The 19,754-nt window shown below is 45.0% G+C and carries 18 protein-coding genes and 2 pseudogenes; all 20 read left to right on the forward strand.

The window, feature by feature from the left end:
• Positions 1 to 100 precede the first annotated feature (100 nt).
• The 20 genes and pseudogenes from dnaA to atpA all read left to right on the forward strand — a co-directional run bounded on the left by dnaA (position 101) and on the right by atpA (position 19,747).
• Positions 101 to 1,540 (forward strand): chromosomal replication initiator protein DnaA, encoded by a 1,440-nt coding sequence (dnaA, locus tag QUD86_RS00005; protein WP_502928869.1) that lies wholly within the window; start codon positions 101 to 103, stop codon positions 1,538 to 1,540.
• 263 nt (positions 1,541 to 1,803) lie between these two features.
• A complete protein-coding gene (gene dnaN, locus QUD86_RS00010; RefSeq protein ID WP_286297073.1) occupies positions 1,804 to 2,919 on the forward strand; it encodes a DNA polymerase III subunit beta in 1,116 nt (371 codons plus the stop codon).
• 11 nt (positions 2,920 to 2,930) lie between these two features.
• Positions 2,931 to 5,429: a DNA topoisomerase (ATP-hydrolyzing) subunit B gene (gene gyrB, locus QUD86_RS00015; protein ID WP_286297076.1), complete on the forward strand. Its 2,499-nt coding sequence runs from the start codon at positions 2,931 to 2,933 to the stop codon at positions 5,427 to 5,429.
• 5 nt (positions 5,430 to 5,434) lie between these two features.
• A complete protein-coding gene (locus tag QUD86_RS00020) occupies positions 5,435 to 5,929 on the forward strand; it encodes an SET domain-containing protein (protein ID WP_286297079.1) in 495 nt (164 codons plus the stop codon).
• Between the two features lie 10 nt (positions 5,930 to 5,939).
• Positions 5,940 to 6,164 carry a DUF3717 domain-containing protein gene (locus QUD86_RS00025; RefSeq protein WP_286297082.1) on the forward strand — a complete coding sequence of 75 codons (225 nt, stop codon included), beginning with the start codon at positions 5,940 to 5,942 and terminating at the stop codon, positions 6,162 to 6,164.
• Between the two features lie 90 nt (positions 6,165 to 6,254).
• Positions 6,255 to 7,022 (forward strand): ABC transporter ATP-binding protein, encoded by a 768-nt coding sequence (locus QUD86_RS00030; RefSeq protein ID WP_286297085.1) that lies wholly within the window; start codon positions 6,255 to 6,257, stop codon positions 7,020 to 7,022.
• Positions 7,019 to 7,721, forward strand: a pseudogene (locus QUD86_RS00035) (ABC transporter ATP-binding protein). Before QUD86_RS00030 ends, QUD86_RS00035 begins: the two are co-directional and overlap by 4 nt.
• A gap of 22 nt (positions 7,722 to 7,743) precedes the next feature.
• Positions 7,744 to 8,970 carry an ABC transporter substrate-binding protein gene (locus tag QUD86_RS00040; protein ID WP_286297088.1) on the forward strand — a complete coding sequence of 409 codons (1,227 nt, stop codon included), beginning with the start codon at positions 7,744 to 7,746 and terminating at the stop codon, positions 8,968 to 8,970.
• Positions 8,971 to 8,986: 16 nt separating this feature from the next.
• A pseudogene (locus tag QUD86_RS00045) lies at positions 8,987 to 9,907 on the forward strand (branched-chain amino acid ABC transporter permease).
• A gap of 1 nt (position 9,908) precedes the next feature.
• Positions 9,909 to 10,838: a branched-chain amino acid ABC transporter permease gene (locus QUD86_RS00050; RefSeq protein ID WP_286297090.1), complete on the forward strand. Its 930-nt coding sequence runs from the start codon at positions 9,909 to 9,911 to the stop codon at positions 10,836 to 10,838.
• A 185-nt stretch (positions 10,839 to 11,023) separates the two neighbouring features.
• Complete coding sequence (mnmG, locus tag QUD86_RS00055; protein ID WP_286297091.1) at positions 11,024 to 12,949, forward strand: tRNA uridine-5-carboxymethylaminomethyl(34) synthesis enzyme MnmG; 1,926 nt, start codon at positions 11,024 to 11,026, stop codon at positions 12,947 to 12,949.
• The gene (gene rsmG, locus QUD86_RS00060) at positions 12,942 to 13,607 is read left to right on the forward strand and encodes a 16S rRNA (guanine(527)-N(7))-methyltransferase RsmG (RefSeq protein WP_286297092.1); all 666 of its coding nucleotides are present in this window, start codon (positions 12,942 to 12,944) and stop codon (positions 13,605 to 13,607) included. The genes mnmG and rsmG overlap by 8 nt, the downstream gene beginning before the upstream one ends.
• A gap of 6 nt (positions 13,608 to 13,613) precedes the next feature.
• Positions 13,614 to 14,384 carry a ParA family protein gene (locus QUD86_RS00065; RefSeq protein ID WP_286297093.1) on the forward strand — a complete coding sequence of 257 codons (771 nt, stop codon included), beginning with the start codon at positions 13,614 to 13,616 and terminating at the stop codon, positions 14,382 to 14,384.
• Between the two features lie 23 nt (positions 14,385 to 14,407).
• Positions 14,408 to 15,298: a ParB/RepB/Spo0J family partition protein gene (locus tag QUD86_RS00070; protein ID WP_286297096.1), complete on the forward strand. Its 891-nt coding sequence runs from the start codon at positions 14,408 to 14,410 to the stop codon at positions 15,296 to 15,298.
• A gap of 67 nt (positions 15,299 to 15,365) precedes the next feature.
• On the forward strand, positions 15,366 to 15,893 hold the full coding sequence (locus QUD86_RS00075) for an ATP synthase subunit I (protein ID WP_286297099.1): 528 nt from the start codon (positions 15,366 to 15,368) through the stop codon (positions 15,891 to 15,893).
• Positions 15,894 to 15,900: 7 nt separating this feature from the next.
• Entirely contained in the window at positions 15,901 to 16,776 is an 876-nt protein-coding gene (atpB, locus tag QUD86_RS00080; protein ID WP_286297100.1) for a F0F1 ATP synthase subunit A, read from the forward strand.
• 46 nt (positions 16,777 to 16,822) lie between these two features.
• Entirely contained in the window at positions 16,823 to 17,089 is a 267-nt protein-coding gene (atpE, locus tag QUD86_RS00085) for a F0F1 ATP synthase subunit C (protein ID WP_100379510.1), read from the forward strand.
• A 63-nt stretch (positions 17,090 to 17,152) separates the two neighbouring features.
• Positions 17,153 to 17,623 carry a F0F1 ATP synthase subunit B gene (locus QUD86_RS00090; RefSeq protein WP_286297107.1) on the forward strand — a complete coding sequence of 157 codons (471 nt, stop codon included), beginning with the start codon at positions 17,153 to 17,155 and terminating at the stop codon, positions 17,621 to 17,623.
• 1 nt (position 17,624) lies between these two features.
• Positions 17,625 to 18,161, forward strand: a complete 537-nt coding sequence (locus QUD86_RS00095; RefSeq protein WP_286297109.1) for a F0F1 ATP synthase subunit delta — start codon at positions 17,625 to 17,627, stop codon at positions 18,159 to 18,161.
• A 44-nt stretch (positions 18,162 to 18,205) separates the two neighbouring features.
• Positions 18,206 to 19,747 carry a F0F1 ATP synthase subunit alpha gene (atpA, locus tag QUD86_RS00100; protein WP_100379507.1) on the forward strand — a complete coding sequence of 514 codons (1,542 nt, stop codon included), beginning with the start codon at positions 18,206 to 18,208 and terminating at the stop codon, positions 19,745 to 19,747.
• Positions 19,748 to 19,754 lie beyond the last annotated feature (7 nt).

The following is a 19,754-nucleotide window of genomic DNA, read 5'->3' on the forward strand; positions in this document are numbered from 1 at the left end:
TAGCTTGTTGTTTTTTATGAATTTTTAGTTTTTATCCACAAGTTATCCACAGCTTTTCCACGTTTTCAGAGCTTGTGGATAACTTCAGGAGATCGCTACAATGAATCCTCTAAAAATGAACAACTTACAAAACTCACCCACATTAAATGCGCTTAGCCCACTGGGATTTTGGGATGATGCGCTTAGTAAATTAGCGCGAGAGCTCTCGCCCCAACAATATAAAACCTGGATACAACCATTGATTTTCGTTGGCCAAGACGAAAGTGAACAGTCACTTACTCTAGGAGCACCAAACAGGTTCAAACTAGATTGGATTAAAAAGACTTTTTCAGACCGTTTCCAGGCGCTGGCATGTGAATATTTTGGCTGCGCCATGAAGATCCACTTGGTATTAAGTGTTGACGGGGCCAGAGAAGATGCCGATCTGCTGTCAACCCCCATAGGTAGAGCATCCCCCAAGGAAGAGGTTGTTGTTAAGGATGACACCTTGGTCGATGAGCAAGCCTTTGAAATTGAGGATCACTCAAAATTAAACCCTAACCTTACGTTCGAAACTTTTGTTACGGGTAAGGCCAATCAGTTAGCTCGGGCGGCCTCTATTCAGGTTGCCCACAACCCCGGGACTTCCTACAACCCCATGTTTTTATATGGCGGGGTTGGGCTTGGAAAGACGCACTTAATCCATGCAATTGGAAATCACCTTCTTAAGGAAAAACCGAACGCACGTATTCGCTATATTCACGCTGAGCAGTATGTTTCAGATGTGGTTAGGGCTTACCAACAAAAGGCGTTTGATCGTTTTAAGCGCTATTACCACTCTTTAGACCTGCTGCTAATTGATGATATTCAGTTTTTTAGCGGCAAATCAAGAACCCAGGAAGAGTTTTTTTATGCCTTTGAAGCGCTTTTAGGCAACAAAGCTCAGGTAATTATTACTAGTGATACTTATCCAAAAGAAATGGCGGGTATTGATGATCGCCTTATTTCCCGCTTTGATTCTGGGCTTACTGTAGCTATCGAGCCGCCAGAGCTAGAGATGCGCGTCGCAATTTTAATGAAAAAGGCGCTAGGCGAAGGGATTCCTATGAGTGAGGATGTTGCCTTTTTCGTTGCCAAGCACCTAAGGTCGAACGTAAGAGAACTTGAAGGAGCGTTACGTAAAATTCTGGCTTATGTTCGTTTTCATGGCAAAGAAGTCACTATTGAGGTCGCTAAAGTGGCACTTAAGGACCTTTTATCCATACAAAACCGACAAATCTCAGTGGACAGCATCCAAAAAGCCGTTGCAGATTTTTATAGCATTAAGGTCGCCGACATGTACTCAAAAAGACGCCCAGCAAACATCGCGCGTCCGCGGCAAATTGCGATGTTTATGGCAAAAGAGTTGACCCAGAAGAGTCTACCCGAGATTGGCGAGTTATTTGGTGGCCGCGATCACACTACTGTATTGCATGCAGTGCGTAAAATCGGTGAGGAGCGTTCCCACAATAGTCAACTGAATCATGAGGTCCATGTAATCGAGCAAACATTAAAATCATAACTTTTCCAACTAAAAACAGTTGTGGATAAGTTAATGGATAAGTATGGGGATGGATTGTGGATAAGTTGTAAAAAGGCCACGCTTCATGCAAAAATAGCGGCACAGAAGAGTGTTATGCACAACTTATGCAGTATTTATACAAAAGTTTTCAACAGGTTTTAGTTGTCTTAATTGGTTGTTTTTAATGGAATTTTTGACTTATCCACGGAAACTGCAGGCCTTATTACTACTACTAATAAGATATATACAAGGACTTAAAAACAATGCAACTCGTAAACGCTTCACGCGACAGCCTATTAAAACCATTACAAGTTGTAAGTGGAATTGTTGAACGTAGACATTCTCTGCCAATACTCGCAAATCTTCTTTTCAAAAAAGTTGGTGACAAAATCTCATTTGTCTCGACAGATATTGAAATTCAAATTACAACTAGTGCTAATTTTGGAGTTGGGATTGAAGAAGTAACAACAACGGTGGCGGCAAGAAAGCTGCTGGACATTTTAAGAGCGCTCCCTGAGGGACCAGTTGCATTAAATTTAAAAGATAACAAAATGGTTGTTCAAAGCGGTAAGAGCCGCTTTTCTCTGCAGACGCTTTCAGCTGCTGAGTTTCCGGTTATGCAAAGCGTTGGAGAAGTAACGGCTAGCTGGAAGATGACGCAAAAAAGTTTCCGTCAGTTAATTAGCCAGGTGCACTTTGCTATGGCGCAGCAAGATATTCGCTATTACCTTAATGGAATGCTTTTGGTGGTTGAGGGCAAAAAAGTGATCGCTGTTGCAACCGACGGACATCGACTCGCTTTCTCGCAAATAGATTTATTAGAGGCACCAATTGGCTCTGGTGAAAAACAAGAAATTATTATTCCGCGCAAGACTATTCTCGAGTGTCAACACCTATTGGGTGACTCTGACGACTTACTTGAAATGAGCTTAACCTCAAATCAAATTAAATTTTCTTTTGGCGATATCGAGCTCATTTCGAAACTAGTTGAAGGAAAGTTTCCAGACTTTCAACGAGTTATCCCTAAAGGGCACAAAAACTCATTGGTTGTTGGCCGAGAACTTTTACAGTCTGCATTGCAGCGAGCAGCCATTTTAACTACGGACAAATTCAAAGGCGTTCGTTTTTCACTTTCATTAAACAAAATTACAATTCAGTCAACAAACGCAGAGCAAGAAGAAGCGCAGGAAGAAATTGCTATTGAGTACGACGGTGAGGATGTTGAGATTGGATTTAATGTAAGTTATTTGATAGACGTTTTGTCAAACTTAAAAAATGAGAATATTCAAATTAGTTTAGGTGACGCCAACAGCAGTGCCGTTGTCACTCTTCCAAATTCTGAAGATTTCAAGTATGTCGTAATGCCAATGCGTATTTAATTTAGAAAAAAATGACTGAACAAAAAAAAGTAGTAGAGCAGTACGGTGCATCATCAATTCAAATACTTGAAGGTCTAGAGGCGGTCCGCAAACGTCCTGGTATGTATATCGGAGACACCTCCGATGGAACCGGTTTACATCACCTTGTTTTTGAGGTTTTAGACAACTCTATTGATGAGGCTCTGGCTGGACATTGTTCCGAGATTACAGTGGTAATTCAAACAGACAACTCTATTTCTATTGTTGATAATGGCCGAGGTGTTCCAACAGGCATCAAATACGACGATAAACACGACCCTAAAAGAAGTGCGGCTGAAATTGTAATGACTGAGTTGCACGCAGGCGGCAAGTTTGACCAAAACAGTTACAAGGTTTCTGGCGGCCTACACGGGGTTGGTGTAAGTTGTGTAAATGCATTATCCAAATGGTTAAAGCTAACAATACGCCGTGACGGCAAAACACATTACATGGAGTTCGCGCGCGGCGTAATTCAAAATCGTAATATTTTGGATGAGGATGGTGTTATTACATCTCCAATTACGGTAACTGGCGATACCAGCCTCTCTGGCACAGAGGTGCACTTCTTAGCGGACGAAGGAATCTTTGGGAACGTTGAGTTTCATTATGAAATTCTTGTTAAGAGAATTCGAGAACTTTCTTTTCTTAACAACGGTGTGCATATTAAACTAATTGATCAGCGTTCAGGAAAAGAAGAGGATTTTGCTTTTTCTGGTGGAGTTAAAGGTTTTGTTGAATACATCAACCAAAATAAAAATGTATTGCATCCAAACATTTTTTATGCGGAAGGTATACGTCCTTCCGACTTAGGTGGCGACATTACCGCTGAAGTATCAATGCAATGGAATGACAGCTTTAGTGAGCAGGTGCTTTGTTTTACTAACAACATTCCGCAAAGAGATGGAGGTTCACACCTTACCGGACTACGAGCAGCCATGACGCGTGTTATCAATAAATATATTGATGAACATGAAGTTGCAAAAAAGGCAAAAGTAGAAATCTCCGGGGATGACATGCGCGAAGGTTTGGCTTGCGTTTTGTCGGTCAAGGTTCCTGAGCCTAAATTTTCGAGCCAAACAAAAGACAAACTGGTTTCAAGTGAAGTTCGTGGCCCGGTAGAGGAAATTGTTGCTGAGGCCTTAAGCGCCTATTTGCAAGAACGTCCAGCAGATGCAAAAATTCTGTGCGGCAAAATTGTTGATGCGGCACGTGCGCGTGAAGCGGCACGTAAAGCACGCGACATGACAAGGCGTAAAGGCGTTCTTGACGGTTTAGGTTTGCCGGGAAAATTGGCTGACTGCCAAGAAAAAGATCCTACCAAGTCTGAACTGTTTATTGTTGAGGGAGATTCTGCGGGTGGCTCAGCCAAACAAGGGCGTGACCGCCGCTTTCAAGCGATTCTTCCTTTAAAAGGAAAAATTCTTAACGTCGAGAAGGCACGCTTTGATAAGATGCTGGCAAGTCAAGAGGTGGTTACCTTAATTACCGTCTTGGGTACTGGAATTGGTATTGATGAATACAAGGCTGACAAGTTGCGCTATCACCGCATCATCATCATGACCGATGCGGACGTCGATGGCAGCCACATTCGAACCCTACTCCTTACCTTCTTTTATAGACAAATGCCCGAGCTGATTGAGCGGGGCCATATTTATATAGCTCAACCACCTTTGTACAAGGTGAAGTACGGTAAAAACGAACAATACATTAAAGATGATGTTGAGCTTAATCAACTATTGTTAAAAATTGCCCTCGAATCTGCCTCCCTTCAAATGCCTTCTGGAGAAATTATCGAAGGGGATGCGTTAGGAGAGTTGGCAAAGCACTATCAAGTGATTCAGTCGGTTGTGGATCGACTCTCACGAACAATTGATGAGGATGCTTTGCGCGCAATTGCGTCAGGCACTCCATTAAACTTAGACACTGAAAAAGAAGCGCAAGATTCGGCTGAGCGTTTGCGTGTTGCGCTAGCCCAGTCTTTAAATCCTTTGGCTTTGCCACCAGAAATTGTTGTGCAAAAAGAGGAGCGTACTGAGCGCTACAAATTATTATTATCTCGTCGCATTCATGGCAACCTAAAGCTCTCAGCCATTAATTCCGATTTTGTACAGGGCGATGATTATCAAAGCCTGGCTAACGCTGCAGCGGTATTGTCTGGTAAGGTCTTGCCTGGTTCTAAGGTGCGCCGCGGTGACCCTGATAAAAACCAGAAAGAACAATCCATCCAAGATTTTAGAGCGGCCTTTGCTTGGTTGCTATCTGAGGCGGAGCGCATTCTTAGTCGTCAAAGGTATAAAGGTTTGGGCGAGATGAACCCCTTACAGTTGTGGGAAACCACAATGGATGCGGGCTCTAGAACGCTACTCCAAGTGAAAATTGAAGATGCCCTTGCGGCCGATCAAGTCTTCACTACATTAATGGGCGACGAGGTTGAGCCGCGGCGTGCCTTTATCGAGAAGAACGCTTTAATTGCTCGCAACCTAGATGTTTAATTTGTATGAGTAAAAAGAAGTTGTTAGCTCCCGCTATTGATCGCACTCGAGTTGTTGTGCAATCTTCACCCATTCATGGGAAGGGTGTGTTTGTAGCTAAGACGATTAAAAAAGGTGCGGCCATTATTGAATACAAGGGCGAACGCATTAGTTGGAAGCTAGCTGAAAAGCGTCATCCACATGATCCTAGTGACCCTAATCACACCTTTTATTTTTCTCTTGAAGACGGTCGATGTATTGATGCGAAGTATGGCGGTAATGCGGCGCGATGGATCAATCATTCTTGTAAGCCTAGCTGCGAAACTCGCGAAGACAGTTTTGTCGGGGAGCCCCGCGTTTTTATTTACGCTAAGCGCGATCTCAAAGTTGGTGAGGAGTTGTTTTACGACTACTCACTTGATGTTGAGGGCCCCATTACAAAGCAGATGAAAAAAGATTACAGCTGTCGCTGTGGTGCAAAAAAGTGCCGTGGCACCATGCTGTCCCTTGACTCTAAGTAGTCCGCCCCCAATGGTATTTTTATCCATTCAAGAATTAGAGTTAGCAATTAATTATTGGCGCAGCCAATCACCCGCGCCAGGGGAAGAGCTTCACCTTTGCCCTGAAGCTGCAGCACTGGCTAAGCCTTATGCCTTAATGATCATGCAGGGCGCCCAAAGGGTGCCTATGGATATTTTGGATGAATCTGCAATGTTTGCTATTCAAGGCTATTTAAAAAATATACAAAATAAGTAAAAACTATCATGACCCCTTTAGGGTTACTGCTATATAGATAAGTGATTGCTTAAGGTATGCTTGTCCTTTGTTTTTAAATAGTTCAAGGAATTGCGCTTGCAAGACACCATATTAAAAACCGTCAGTCTTGGGAAAACCTTTAAAGGTTTTCAAGCGGTTAGTGATGTTAATTTAAATGTAGCTCGTGGCTCTATTCATGCTCTTATTGGGCCAAACGGCGCCGGCAAAACAACTTGCTTTAATTTGCTTACTAAGTTTTTAGAGCCATCTAGTGGCCAAATTATATTTAACGGTTTAGACATTACTAAAGAGCGCCCTGCCCAGATAGCGCGGCGCGGCATCATTCGTTCTTTTCAAATTTCAGCGGTCTTTCCGCACCTCAGTGTTTTAGAGAATGTCCGTGTTGCACTGCAGCAGGGATTGGGCTCGAGCTTCCATTTTTGGAAATCGGGCGCCTCTTTGAAGGTTCTTCATGAAAGGGTGGAAGAGCTTTTATGTGAAGTAGGTTTGGCTGATTTTGCCGATGTAGAGGCAATCAACTTGGCTTATGGTCGCAAAAGAGCGTTAGAGGTTGCGACCACCCTTGCAATGGAGCCGGAGCTCATGCTATTGGACGAGCCGACTCAAGGTATGGGGCATGAGGATGTGGAGCGGGTAACCGAGCTAATTGAGCGCGTGTCTAAAGGCCGCACCATCTTAATGGTGGAGCACAACATGAAGGTGGTTTCTTCAATTGCTAATCGCATCACCGTTTTGCAGCGTGGCTCGGTTCTAGCGGAGGGCTCTTATCAAGAGGTTTCTTGTAATCCGTTGGTTGTTGAGGCTTATATGGGCAGCCAAGGTGGGGGTGTGTTGTGAGTTCGGTTGCGCTGAAGGTTGAAGGTCTAGAGTCCTGGTATGGAGAGTCCCATATTTTGCATGGAGTAAATTTCTCTGTAAACAATGGGGAGGTAGTTACTTTATTGGGTCGAAATGGCGCCGGCAGAAGCACAATTCTTAAAACGATCTTAGGCTTAACCAGCAAAAAAAAGGTTCTGTTTGCATCTATGGTGAGGAACCATTGCCATGCCAACTTACAAGATTGCACGACTAGGTATTGGATATTGCCCTGAGGAGAGAGGTATTTTTGCCAGCTTAAGCGCGGAGGAAAACTTACTTCTGCTGCCGGAGATAGCCGCGGGCGGTATGGGTCTAGACGAAATCTACGAGATGTTCCCTAATTTATATGATCGGCGCAATAGCCCTGGCACCCGACTATCTGGCGGAGAGCAGCAAATGTTGGCAATGGCTCGGATTCTGAGGACTGGCGCCAAATTACTGCTATTAGACGAAATTACTGAAGGCCTGGCCCCGGTCATTGTTGAGAAATTGGCCGAAGTGGTAAGCAGTCTAAGGAATAAAGGGTTCACTATTATTTTAGTGGAGCAGAATTTTAGGTTCGCGGCACCTTTGGCGGATCGGCATTATGTTGTAGAGCACGGCAGGGTGGTTGAGGTGGTTGAGCAGAGAGAGTTGGCAGAAAAAGCCACCTTATTAAACGAGTATCTTGGTATCTAGTGATTTTCTATAGGAGATGGGAATGAAGTTAAAGCAAATAACCGCATGTCTGGTTGCGGGCGCTCTGTTTGGCACCAATCCAGTGTTCGCTCAAAGCGGCTCTAAAGTAAGTGGTGACGTTGTCAAAATTGGGGTGCTGACAGATTTATCCTCCATATATTCAGATTTAGCTGGCCCTGGCGCCGTTATCGCAGCAAAAATGGCGATTGCGGACTTTTCAAAAGACGGCATAGTAATTGGTAAAAAGATTGAGTTGGTAAGTGCTGACCATCAAAATAAAGCTGATATTGCCGCCAATAAAGCGCGAGAGTGGTACGACAAAGATGGTGTTGATGTCATTGTTGAATTGGTGTCGACCAACGTTGCTTTAGCGGTTATGGAGGTGGCTGAGCAAAAAAATAAAATTACTTTGGTCTCGGGTGCTGGTTCAGTAACCATTACCAATGAAAAGTGCACCCCAAATAATGTTCATTGGGCATATGACACTTACGCGCTATCAAATGGCACTGGCAAGGCTGTAGTTAAGCAGGGAAAAAAGAATTGGTACTTCATTACGGCGGACTATGCATTTGGAGCTGCGCTTGAAAAAGACGCTACTGCAGTGGTTACTTCGAATGGCGGTAAAGTTTTGGGAACTAGTAAGCATCCATTTCCTAATAGCGATTTCTCTTCATATCTACTAAAGGCGCAGGCTAGTGGTGCTGATGTGGTTGCTTTAGCTAATGCGGGCGCTGATACGATTAACACGGTTAAACAAGCCTCTGAATTTGGTGTCAATAAAAAGCAAACGGTTGTTCCATTGCTCATGTTCATTTCTGATGTGCATTCTTTAGGTTTGAATGCTGCGCAAGGAATGTATTTGACAGAGGGTTTTTATTGGGATAAAGACGACAAGACACGTGAATTTTCTAAGCGTTTTATTTTGCAACACAAGCGTATGCCAACCATGGTCCAAGCTGGCGTTTATTCATCAGTCCTTGCTTATTTAAACGCGGTTCAAAAAGCCGGCACTGACGATACCCAGGCGGTTATGAAGGTGTTGAAGTCTACAAATATTGATGATGGTTTGTTTAAAGGCAAAATTCGTGCTGATGGTAAGTTCGAGCATGATATGTATCTGTTGGAAGTGAAAAAACCATCTGAATCAAAGAGCCCTTGGGATTATTACAATGTGCGCGCAGTGATTCCTGCTGCCGAAGCAACGCAGCCACTTGCATTGTCAAAATGTAAATTGGTTACTAATAAGTAATTGAGCCTTAACTAACATGTTTGAACTTTTAGGAATTACCCCCCAAGGACTGGCTGCTCAGCTCTTGGTGGGGCTTATCAATGGATCGTTCTATGCGATTCTAAGTTTGGGCTTAGCCATTATTTTTGGCCTTCTCAATATCATCAATTTCTCTCATGGTGCTCAATACACCATGGGTGCTTTTGTTGCCTGGATTGGGTTAACTCAAGTTGGGTAATGGTTTGGCTTCCCTGATTTTTCAATTAATTATTGGTTTGCTCTAATACTTGTTCCTTTGGTGATGGCGGGGTTTGGTTTAATTCTAGAGCGCACCATGTTGCGACGCCTTTATCACTTAGACCATTTGTATGGGCTGCTACTCACTTTTGGTCTGGCGCTCATCATCGAAGGAATGTTCCGGCATTGGTATGGCATTTCAGGTGAAAGCTATTCCGCACCAGAAATTTTGCAAGGGGCAATCCCGCTAGAAGCTATCGGCATCATCTTGCCTAAATATCGCGTCTGGGTAGTGGTCGCCTCTTTAACTGTTTGCTTTTCTTCTTGGTATGTTATTGAAAGAACAAAGCTGGGCGCCTATCTTCGCGCGGGTACAGAGAATCCAAAATTACTTCAAGCTTTTGGTATTAACGTGCCGCTAATGATTTCGTTAGCTTACGCATACGGCGTTGGCCTCGCAGGCTTTGCTGGTGTTCTTGCTGCGCCTATTTTTCAAGTAAACCCATTAATGGGTTCCAATTTAATTATTGTGGTTTTTGCTGTTGTAGTTATTGGTGGCATGGGCTCTATCATGGGTTCGATTCTGACCGGACTTGCTTTGGGTCTAGTAGAGGGGCTAACCAAAGTTTTTTATCCCCAAGCATCAGGCGTTATTATCTTTGTCATCATGGCGATTGTTTTATTAATTCGCCCTGCCGGTCTTTTTGGTCGGGAAAAATAATATGAACTTAAATGTTAAGTGGGTCTATGCTGTTTTGGTTTTGTTGGCTTTGCTGCTACCCTTTCAGGATTTTATTTATTTAGTATTTGCTATGAAGGTGTTGTGCTTTGCTCTTTTTGCTTGCGCGTTTAATTTGTTATTAGGCTTTACGGGCCTTCTTTCTTTCGGGCATGCTGCCTTCTTTGGAACCTCCGCTTACATCACCGCCTATTTATGTAAAGAAATTGGCCTATCTCCTGAGCTTGCCATTCTTTTGGGCGTTCTTTGTTCTGCGGTGTTGGGTTTTTTAATTGGTGCGCTAGCGATTCGTCGCCAAGGTATTTATTTTGCGATGGTGACTTTGGCTCTCTCTCAAATGGTATATTTTTTAGCAGTACAACTTCCCTTTACTGGCGGTGAAGACGGAATTCAGGGTGTGCCTCGCGGAATGCTTTTTGGTTTTATTGATCTTAAAAACGACGTCACGATGTACTATTTTGTGTTGGCCGTTTTCTTGGGCGGCTTTGCTTTGATCTTGCGTACCGTGCACTCACCTTTTGGGCAGGTGCTTAAGGCTATTCGAGAGAATGAGCCGCGCGCTATTTCTCTTGGCTATAACGTTGACCGTTTTAAGTTGATTTCGTTTGTGCTTTCTGCCGCCCTTGCTGGTTTGGCTGGATCGTTAAAGACTTTAGTTTTTCAGTTGGCAACACTGACAGATGTTCATTGGCATATGTCGGGCGAAGTAGTGTTAATGACGCTTTTGGGTGGCATGGGGACTATTCTTGGCCCAGTAGTTGGTGCCAGCATTGTTGTTGGGCTTCAAAATTATTTAGCTAACATCGGCTCATGGAGCACTATTGCTACTGGCTTTATTTTTGTTATCTGTGTTTTGGCATTTCGACGCGGTGTCGTTGGTGAGATTGCTCATTTTTTCAAGAGCAAAAGCTAGCCCTATCTTTTCTAGAGTGTTTTTGTCATGGGGCGGATCTTTAGTGTCGACTGCAATATTTTTAAAATATTTAATTAAATCAATAGCTTGTGTTATATAGTATCGCAATATAGACATTAGAGTGGCCAATTGTTTCACGTGAAACCCACACAATGCTATGATCATCGCCCTATCTAAGGCAATTCATGCGCTATCTAAAAAATTTCGATGTCATTGTGGTTGGCGGCGGTCATGCTGGGACTGAGGCCGCACTTGCTTCGGCGCGCATGGGTTGCGATACCTTATTGATTACCCATAGTATTGAGAGTTTGGGCGCTATGAGCTGTAATCCTTCTATTGGAGGTATTGGTAAAGGCCACCTAGTTAAAGAGATTGACGCGATGGGTGGTGCCATGGCTGCAGCAACAGATGAGGCTGGAATTCAGTTTCGAATTCTAAATTCAAGCAAGGGGCCTGCGGTTCGCGCAACCCGCGCTCAGGCTGATCGTGTTTTATATAAGGCAGCCATTCGGCATCGCCTTGAGAACCAGGAAAATCTAACCCTTTTCCAGGCAGCCGTTGATGACTTAGTCGTCAAGGGCGATAAGGTCCAGGGCGTTATTACTCAGATGGGTTTGGAGTTCACTGCCAAGAAGGTAGTGCTTACTGCGGGGACGTTTCTGAATGGAAAAATCCACGTAGGATTAAACAACTATGCCGGGGGACGAGCAGGCGATCCCGCGGCTGTTTCTTTGTCCGACCGTTTAAAAGAGTTAAAGCTTCCGCAGGGAAGATTAAAAACAGGCACCCCACCCCGAATTGATGGCCGGACCATTGATTTTTCTGTCATGCTGGAGCAGCCCGGCGACTTAGATCCCGTGCCAGTGTTTTCTTATTTGGGTCGTCCCGAGCAACATCCCAAGCAGGTTCCTTGCTGGATTTCTCATACAAATGAGCAAACACACGACATTATTCGTGGCGGCCTAGATCGGTCTCCAATGTATACCGGCGTGATTGAGGGGGTTGGACCCCGTTACTGCCCCTCTATAGAAGACAAAATCCACCGCTTCGCTTCAAGAAACAGTCATCAAATATTTCTGGAGCCTGAGGGTCTTACAACTAACGAGTTTTATCCTAACGGAATCTCTACGAGCCTTCCCTTCGATGTTCAATGGGATTTGGTGCGCAGTATTCGGGGGTTGGAGGCCGCAGTAATTGTGCGACCTGGCTATGCAATTGAGTATGATTTTTTTGATCCCCGCCACTTACGCCATAGTCTGGAGACTAGGGCCATTGGTGGACTTTATTTCGCCGGCCAGATTAACGGCACAACAGGCTATGAAGAAGCAGCCGCTCAGGGCATGCTTGCCGGCATTAATGCGGGTTTAGCGGCCCAAGGTAAAGAGCCTTGGGTGCCTAAGCGAAGTGAGTCTTACATTGGTGTTTTGGTTGATGATCTGATTACCATGGGGGTCCAAGAGCCCTATCGTATGTTTACTAGCCGCGCCGAATACCGCTTAAGCTTACGTGAAGACAATGCTGATTTGCGCCTCACAACCATCGGACATGATTTTGGCTTAGTTGATGAGTATCGCTGGAGAACCTTCTGTAGAAAGCAGGAGGCTGTTTCACGTGAAACATCGCGACTTCAAGACATTTGGGTGGGCCCAAAACACCATGCAGCAAAGGCGCTATCACAGCTTTTAGGCCAAGACCTATCTCATGAGTGTAGTTTGGCTGAAATTTTACGTCGACCAGGCCTCACTTACGATGCGATTACTGGCTTAGAAAACGGCCTTTGGTCTGTAGGCAGCTTGGATAACGATTTAGGTTTGGCGGGTCAAATTAGTGATCAAGTTGAAATATCGATTAAATATCAAGGATATATAGATCGACAAACGGCAGAAATTGCACGACAAGCCTATAACGAATCCTTTCCCTTGCCTGAGTCTTTAGACTATACCGAGGTTGTTGGCCTATCCAAAGAGGTTCAGCAAAAGCTGAATCTTCACAAGCCAGAAACCTTAGGTCAGGCCGGCAGAATTTCTGGGGTCACCCCTGCCGCCCTTTCCTTGTTGCTGGTCTATCTCAAAAAAGGCTTGGGGCGCGCTCAGGAGGAAATTCATGAGTAGCGAACTAATGGCTTTGGGCATTGAAAATATAGGCCTCGATTTAAACTCCTCAAATATCGCGGACCTAGATCTGTTTTTGCAGGAAATGGGCCGCTGGAATCGGGTGCATAACTTAACGGCGATTGAGGGAGCTGAAGAGTCAGTACGACTGCATCTCATTGATTCTATTACGGTTTTACCAATTATGCGTCAGTTCTTGACAGCCACAAACCCCAAAATCGCCGATCTTGGCTCGGGCGGAGGTTTGCCTGCAATTCCAATAGCTATTGTGCAGCCAACTTGGCACTTAACGCTGATTGAAGCGGTTCGCAAGAAAACCGCCTTTTTGCAACATGTTCGAGGAAGGCTGGCTCTGAAAAACATCGAGGTACTAAGTGAGCGCGTCGAGGCGGTAGCGCAATCTAGGCCCGGACAATTTGATGCCGTTATTTCTAGGGCATTTACTAATCTCAATCATTTTTTAGACTTATCTTTGCCTTTATTAAAGCCCGGCGGCTTAGTGTTTGCCATGAAAGCAAGGCGTGCGGACGAAGAGCTGCTGGGGGTTTCCATGAGCAAGTGGACACTGCTCGCCGATGAGTCTTTGCATATTCCGCTTCTAGCGGTGGAACGACGCTTATTAGTGCTGTCCCCTGCGATAACCCCCTTCACTCCTTAAGAAAAAATGGCCAAAATATTCTGTATTGCAAACCAAAAAGGTGGAGTCGGTAAAACGACTACTGCTGTTAACTTGGCCGCCGGATTGGCGGGCCATCAGCAGCGCGTTTTATTGGTGGACTTGGATCCACAAGGTAATGCAACGATGGGCTCGGGCATTGAAAAGGCGGATTTAAAAAACACGGTTTATCAGGTGTTAATCGGACTCTCTTCAGTCAAGGCAAGTGCACTGCGATGTGAAAGTGCGGGCTATGATGTTCTACCAGCAAATCGTGATTTAGCGGGCGCCGAAATAGAGTTAGTAGATTTTGATGATCGCGAAGGCTGTTTGAAAGTAGCGCTTTCTGAAGTGGCCAATGATTATGATTTTATTTTGATTGATTGCCCACCCGCTCTTTCTTTGTTAACACTAAATGGATTGTGTGCGGCCAATGGTGTGATTGTGCCAATGCAATGCGAGTACTTTGCGCTTGAAGGTTTGTCGGACTTAGTAAATACGATCAAACAGGTGCATGCCAATCTCAACCCTGATTTAGTCATCATTGGTCTTTTGCGCGTGATGTTTGATTCGCGCATGACATTGCAGCAACAGGTGTCAGATCAACTGCTAGAACACTTTGGCGATAAGGTATTTAAAACTATTATTCCTCGCAATGTGCGTCTGGCAGAAGCCCCGTCCTATGGGCTCCCTGGGGTGGTTTTCGATAAAACATCACGAGGCGCTAAATCTTATTTGGATTTTGGCGCTGAAATGATAGAGCGCATTAAACAAATGTAAAGCCAGGGACAATTAAAAATATTATGGTTGCAATTAAGAAAAAAGGTTTGGGTCGCGGGCTCGATGCATTGCTCGGTAACAAGGTGCCTCAAGATGCCGTTGCAGAAATTAATCGTCTGCCATTAACGGCATTACAAGCGGGAAAATATCAACCACGCCAAAAGATGGAGTTGAGCGCTCTTCAGGAGCTGGCGGAAAGTATTCGTGAGCAAGGCGTAATGCAGCCGCTGTTAGTTCGCTTGGTTTCTCCCGGGAAATACGAAATTATTGCTGGCGAGCGACGTTTTCGGGCCGCAACTTTGGCTGGATTAAAAGAGGTTCCGGTGCTGGTTTCTGGTGCTGATGATCAAGCTGCTGCTGCAATGGCTTTGGTCGAAAACATGCAGCGAGAGGATTTAAATCCGCTGGAAGAATCTCAAGGATTGGCGCGCTTAATTGAGGAGTTCGGGTTCACTCATGAGCAGGCCGCTAAAGCGGTTGGAAAATCTCGCAGCGCCATTACAAACTTATTACGCTTAAGTCAGTTAGCAAAGCCGGTTCAGGCAATGCTTTTGGCGGGTGCTATTGATATGGGCCATGCACGCGCATTGCTTCCCTTGCCCGGAGCCAGCCAAGTTGCTTTGGCGCAAAGAATAGCTGCCCAAGGCTTATCGGTTCGTGAGGCCGAAAGAATGTCTACTGCCTTGGCTTTAGCAGGGGGTCAAATTGGCGATAAAAAGACAAAAATAAAGTCAGGCGATAGCGGTACACCCAGCCGCGACCCTGATATGCGTCGTTTGACGCAAGAAATTGCCGATTTAATCGGCTTGAGTGCGGATTTTAAGCTTAAGGGTAAAGGGGGCGAGCTCAGAATTCGCTTTAGCCAATTTGATGAGCTGGACTCTTTGCTAAAAAAGCTCGGTATTCAAGCGTAAATACCCCTTAAATGACCTTAAATCAATTGACCTATTGCGGGGCGCACCTTAAACTTGCGGGGCTAAATTGATTCCTCAAAAAAATCAATTTTCTGAGGCAAGCGATTGGGAAAAGCCAGAAGAAGAGGTTTATCGGGTTTTAAGTAAGGCGGAGATGGCGGAGCTTCAAAAAAACAACGCCATAAAGTACCCATCTCTGTCGCCTTGGAGAATTTTGCTTGCACAGACAGCGCTCACCATGCTTAGTATGGTGATTTGGTCATTTTTTGGGGAGCCGAGAGGGATAAGCGTTTATACTCAGTCGGCCTTTTTAGGTGGTTTAACTAGTGTGTTGCCTTCCGCCTTATTTTTGTTGAGGCTTGAAGCGGCAAAAAAGACGCAACAGTTAAATCCGGGTAAATTTTTAGCGGCGTTAGTTTCCGGCGAGTTCATTAAAATCGTCGTTACGCTGTTGATGTTTTTGGGAGTTGCGGTCTTAATTCCGGGTGTCATGTGGGTCCCTCTATTGGTGACTTATGTGCTTGCCCTCAAATGTGTGTGGCTGGCGTGGTTTTGGCGCCGAAAAGTAATAAACAAGATTGAACCAAAGGACTAGTTAAGAGATGTCTAGCGAAGTAAACACAGCCCATGCGGCAGCAGAAAAAATGACGCCAACAGCGTATATCTCTGAGCACCTACAAAACCTTACCAATTCGGGCGGTCCACAAACGTCGATCGTTGATTTCAGCATCATCAATTTAGATACTATTTTCTGGGCCTCCTTGATGGGCTTGCTTACGGTTTTTATTCTGTTGATTGCGGCTCGCCGTGCTACGCCAGGTGTTCCTGGTCGTTTCCAATGTTTTGTGGAAATGATTGTGGAGATGGTTGATACGCAAGCGAAAAGCATTGTGCATGGGGATCGCTCCTTTATTGCTCCTTTAGCCCTATTCGTTTTCTTCTGGATTATTTTGCTCAATACTTTGGATCTGATTCCAGTGGATTGGGTATTGGGTGTTAATCATTTCATCGAGAGTTTTGGTGTGCACGTGCCCCACCACAGACTGGTACCCACGACCGACCTGAACGCTACGATGGGTATGTCGATGTCGGTATTGCTATTGGTTTTCTTTTATAGCTTTAAGGTCAAGGGCTTTGGCGGATTCTTGCATGAATTAATATCAGCCCCATTTGGTGCCAAGTGGTATTTAGCCCCATTTAATGTTGCTTTAAACATCATTGAGTATCTCGCAAAGGGAGTTTCACTTGGAATGCGACTATTTGGCAATATGTATGCCGGAGAGTTGGTTTTCCTATTAATCGCCCTGCTTGGTAGTGTTTGGACCTTTAATTTAGATTTATCCTTGTTCGGATTGGTGGGCCACGTTATTGCTGGATCAGCTTGGGCCATCTTCCACATTTTGGTGATTTTGTTGCAAGCCTTCATTTTTATGATGTTGACCTTGGTCTACATCGGGCAAGCACACAGTCACCACTAAGATTTTTTATTTTTAACTTATCTCTTTAACTTCAGGAGTCAGCAACATGCAACAATTTCTAGCAAACATTCAGGGTTTTACAGCAATCGCCATTGGCATGATTATCGGCCTAGGCGCTATCGGTGCTTGTTTGGGCATTGCATTGATGGGTGGTAAATACATCGAAGCATGTGCGCGTCAACCAGAATTGATGGAGCCACTCCAAACAAAAATGTTCCTTTTGGCTGGTTTGATCGATGCCGCGTTTTTGATCGGTGTTGGTGTTGCAATGTTATTTGCCTTCGCAAACCCACTCCTCGCAGTTATTAAGTAATTGTTTTGGCGTGGATGACCATTTGGTCGTCCAACCGTTCACTACAATACTGAAAGGAATATCGTGAATCTGAACGCGACTCTATTCGCGCAAATGATCGTCTTCTTTGTCTTATGGTGGGTTGTTGCACGCTTTGTGTGGCCACCGCTAGTTAAGGCATTAGATGAGCGTTCATCAAAAATTGCCGATGGTTTGGCTGCTGCTGAGCGTGGTAAAGAAGCGCTTGCATCGGCTAACAATGCAGCCGAACAAGAATTAACAAAGGCACGCCAAGAAGGTGTGCAGCGTGTTGCCGAAGCTGAAAAACGTGCACAAATGTCCGCAGAAGAGATTCGGGCGAATGCACAAGCCGAGGCCGCTCGCATTATTTCTCAAGCCAAGCAAGACGCCGATCAACAAGTTACTAAAGCCCGCGAAGTGTTGCGTGCCGAAGTGGCAGTTCTGGCCGTTAAAGGCGCTGAGCAAATTCTGCGTCGTGAAGTCGACGCGAAGACGCACGGTGCTTTGCTTGATCAATTGAAGGCAGAGCTCTGATATGGCCGATTTAGCAACGATTGCACGCCCCTACGCTGAAGCGATTTTTCAAAGCGCTAAGCCTGCTGATTTTGCTAGCTTCATAGACCAGCTAAATGAGTTGGCGCAGTTGGCTGCGTTACCAGAAGTTGCTGGCCTATCGAATAATCCAAAAGTTTCTGCGACTGATTTAGGTAAGCTACTCTCCGGCATGATGAAGACGAAATTAGACGGCAAGGTTGCTAGCTTTTTGAGTTTGGTAATTCAAAGCCATCGCTTATCAGCCATGCCCGAAATTGCAAGTCAATTTGAGGGTATGAAAAATAAAAGCGAAGGCGCCGCAGAAGTAATGATTACTAGCGCATTTCCTTTAGAGGGATCTGCGTTAAATGATTTGTTGTCAAGTTTGAAGAAGCGCTTTGGGGGCAAAGAATTGCGTCCAACCATTCAAGTTGATCCAGCTTTGATTGGCGGCGTTCGCATTCAAGTTGGCGATGAGGTAATGGATAGTTCTGTAAAAGCACGATTAGCTCAAATGCAAATAAGTCTTAGCGCATAAATATCCCTATTAAGAACATACGAAATAAGACCCAGGAGTAAGTAATGCAACTCAATCCTTCCGAAATCAGTGAACTGATTAAAAGCCGAATTAGCGAAATGGGCATTGACTCCCAGGTTCGTAACGAGGGTACTGTTATTTCAGTAACCGATGGTATCTGCCGTGTACATGGCTTATCTGGTGTGATGCAGGGCGAAATGTTGGAGTTTCCTAACAACACGATCGGCCTTGCTCTAAACCTTGAGCGTGATTCAGTTGGCGCAGTGGTGTTGGGTGAATACACCCACATTAAAGAAGGCGATCCAGTAAAGTGTACGGGCCGCATTTTAGAAGTGCCAGTTGGCCCAGAGCTTCTTGGCCGAGTGGTAAATGCCCTTGGACAGCCAATTGATGGCAAGGGTCCAATCAACACGAAGTTAACAGACTTTATTGAAAAAGTAGCGCCAGGAGTAATTGCGCGCCAATCTGTTAGCCAGCCACTACAAACAGGCCTAAAGGCTATTGATGCAATGGTTCCCGTCGGCCGTGGTCAGCGCGAGTTGATTATTGGCGATCGTCAAACAGGTAAAACAGCGGTTGCGGTAGATGCGATCATTAACCAAAAAGGTAAAGGCGTATATTGCGTTTATGTTGCGATTGGTCAAAAAGCATCCACTATTGCAAACGTAGTTCGCAAACTAACTGAGTTGGGCGCGATGGAATACACCGTTGTTGTTGCGGCAAGCGCCTCTGAATCGGCGGCCATGCAATATCTTTCAGCTTATGCTGGCTGCACCATGGGTGAGTACTTCCGTGATCGCGGTGAAGATGCGTTGATTGTTTATGACGACCTTACAAAACAAGCTGTTGCCTATCGCCAAATTTCTTTGCTATTACGTCGTCCACCAGGTCGCGAAGCCTACCCTGGCGATGTGTTTTATCTCCACTCACGTTTGCTTGAGCGCGCTGCTCGTGTAAGCGCAGATTATGTAGAGAAGTTTACTAACGGCACAGTTAAAGGTAAAACAGGCTCATTGACTGCATTGCCTATTATTGAAACGCAAGCAGGTGACGTATCTGCATTCGTTCCAACCAATGTGATCTCCATTACCGATGGCCAGATCTTCCTAGAAACTGACTTGTTTAATGCTGGCGTACGTCCTGCTATTAATGCGGGTATTTCAGTTTCTCGTGTTGGTGGAGCAGCTCAAACCAAGGTTATCAAGAAATTGTCTGGCGGTATTCGTACTGACTTGGCGCAGTATCGTGAATTAGCTGCCTTTGCGCAGTTCGCTTCTGATCTTGATGAAGCAACACGCAAACAGTTAGAGCGCGGTCGTCGCGTTACTGAATTGTGTAAGCAAGCTCAATACAAGCCTTTGCAAGTTTGGGAAATGGCTGCCTCACTTTACGCAGTCAATAATGGTTTCTTTGATGACCTCGAAGTAAAGCATGTGCTGGCATTTGAAAAAGGCCTTCAAGATCATTTGAAATCAAAATACGCAGATTTAGTTGCGCGTATTGAAGAGACTAAGGATCTGAACAAAGATGACGAAGCTGCTTTACGTGCTGCGATCGAGGATTACAAGCGCTCAGCCTCTTTCTAAGAGGATC

The organism is Polynucleobacter sp. TUM22923 (assembly GCF_030295705.1).
Classification (GTDB): domain Bacteria; phylum Pseudomonadota; class Gammaproteobacteria; order Burkholderiales; family Burkholderiaceae; genus Polynucleobacter.

Bases quoted from the DNA above. Each gene is read 5' to 3' on its own strand.
- dnaA (WP_502928869.1), top strand. From the start codon at position 101: ATGAATCCTCTAAAAATGAACAACTTACAAAACTCACCCACATTAAAT.
- dnaN (WP_286297073.1), top strand. From the start codon at position 1,804: ATGCAACTCGTAAACGCTTCACGCGACAGCCTATTAAAACCATTACAA.
- gyrB (WP_286297076.1), top strand. From the start codon at position 2,931: ATGACTGAACAAAAAAAAGTAGTAGAGCAGTACGGTGCATCATCAATT.
- QUD86_RS00020 (WP_286297079.1), top strand. From the start codon at position 5,435: ATGAGTAAAAAGAAGTTGTTAGCTCCCGCTATTGATCGCACTCGAGTT.
- QUD86_RS00025 (WP_286297082.1), top strand. From the start codon at position 5,940: ATGGTATTTTTATCCATTCAAGAATTAGAGTTAGCAATTAATTATTGG.
- QUD86_RS00040 (WP_286297088.1), top strand. From the start codon at position 7,744: ATGAAGTTAAAGCAAATAACCGCATGTCTGGTTGCGGGCGCTCTGTTT.
- QUD86_RS00050 (WP_286297090.1), top strand. From the start codon at position 9,909: ATGAACTTAAATGTTAAGTGGGTCTATGCTGTTTTGGTTTTGTTGGCT.
- mnmG (WP_286297091.1), top strand. From the start codon at position 11,024: ATGCGCTATCTAAAAAATTTCGATGTCATTGTGGTTGGCGGCGGTCAT.
- rsmG (WP_286297092.1), top strand. From the start codon at position 12,942: ATGAGTAGCGAACTAATGGCTTTGGGCATTGAAAATATAGGCCTCGAT.
- QUD86_RS00065 (WP_286297093.1), top strand. From the start codon at position 13,614: ATGGCCAAAATATTCTGTATTGCAAACCAAAAAGGTGGAGTCGGTAAA.
- QUD86_RS00070 (WP_286297096.1), top strand. From the start codon at position 14,408: ATGGTTGCAATTAAGAAAAAAGGTTTGGGTCGCGGGCTCGATGCATTG.
- atpB (WP_286297100.1), top strand. From the start codon at position 15,901: ATGTCTAGCGAAGTAAACACAGCCCATGCGGCAGCAGAAAAAATGACG.
- atpE (WP_100379510.1), top strand. From the start codon at position 16,823: ATGCAACAATTTCTAGCAAACATTCAGGGTTTTACAGCAATCGCCATT.
- QUD86_RS00095 (WP_286297109.1), top strand. From the start codon at position 17,625: ATGGCCGATTTAGCAACGATTGCACGCCCCTACGCTGAAGCGATTTTT.
- atpA (WP_100379507.1), top strand. From the start codon at position 18,206: ATGCAACTCAATCCTTCCGAAATCAGTGAACTGATTAAAAGCCGAATT.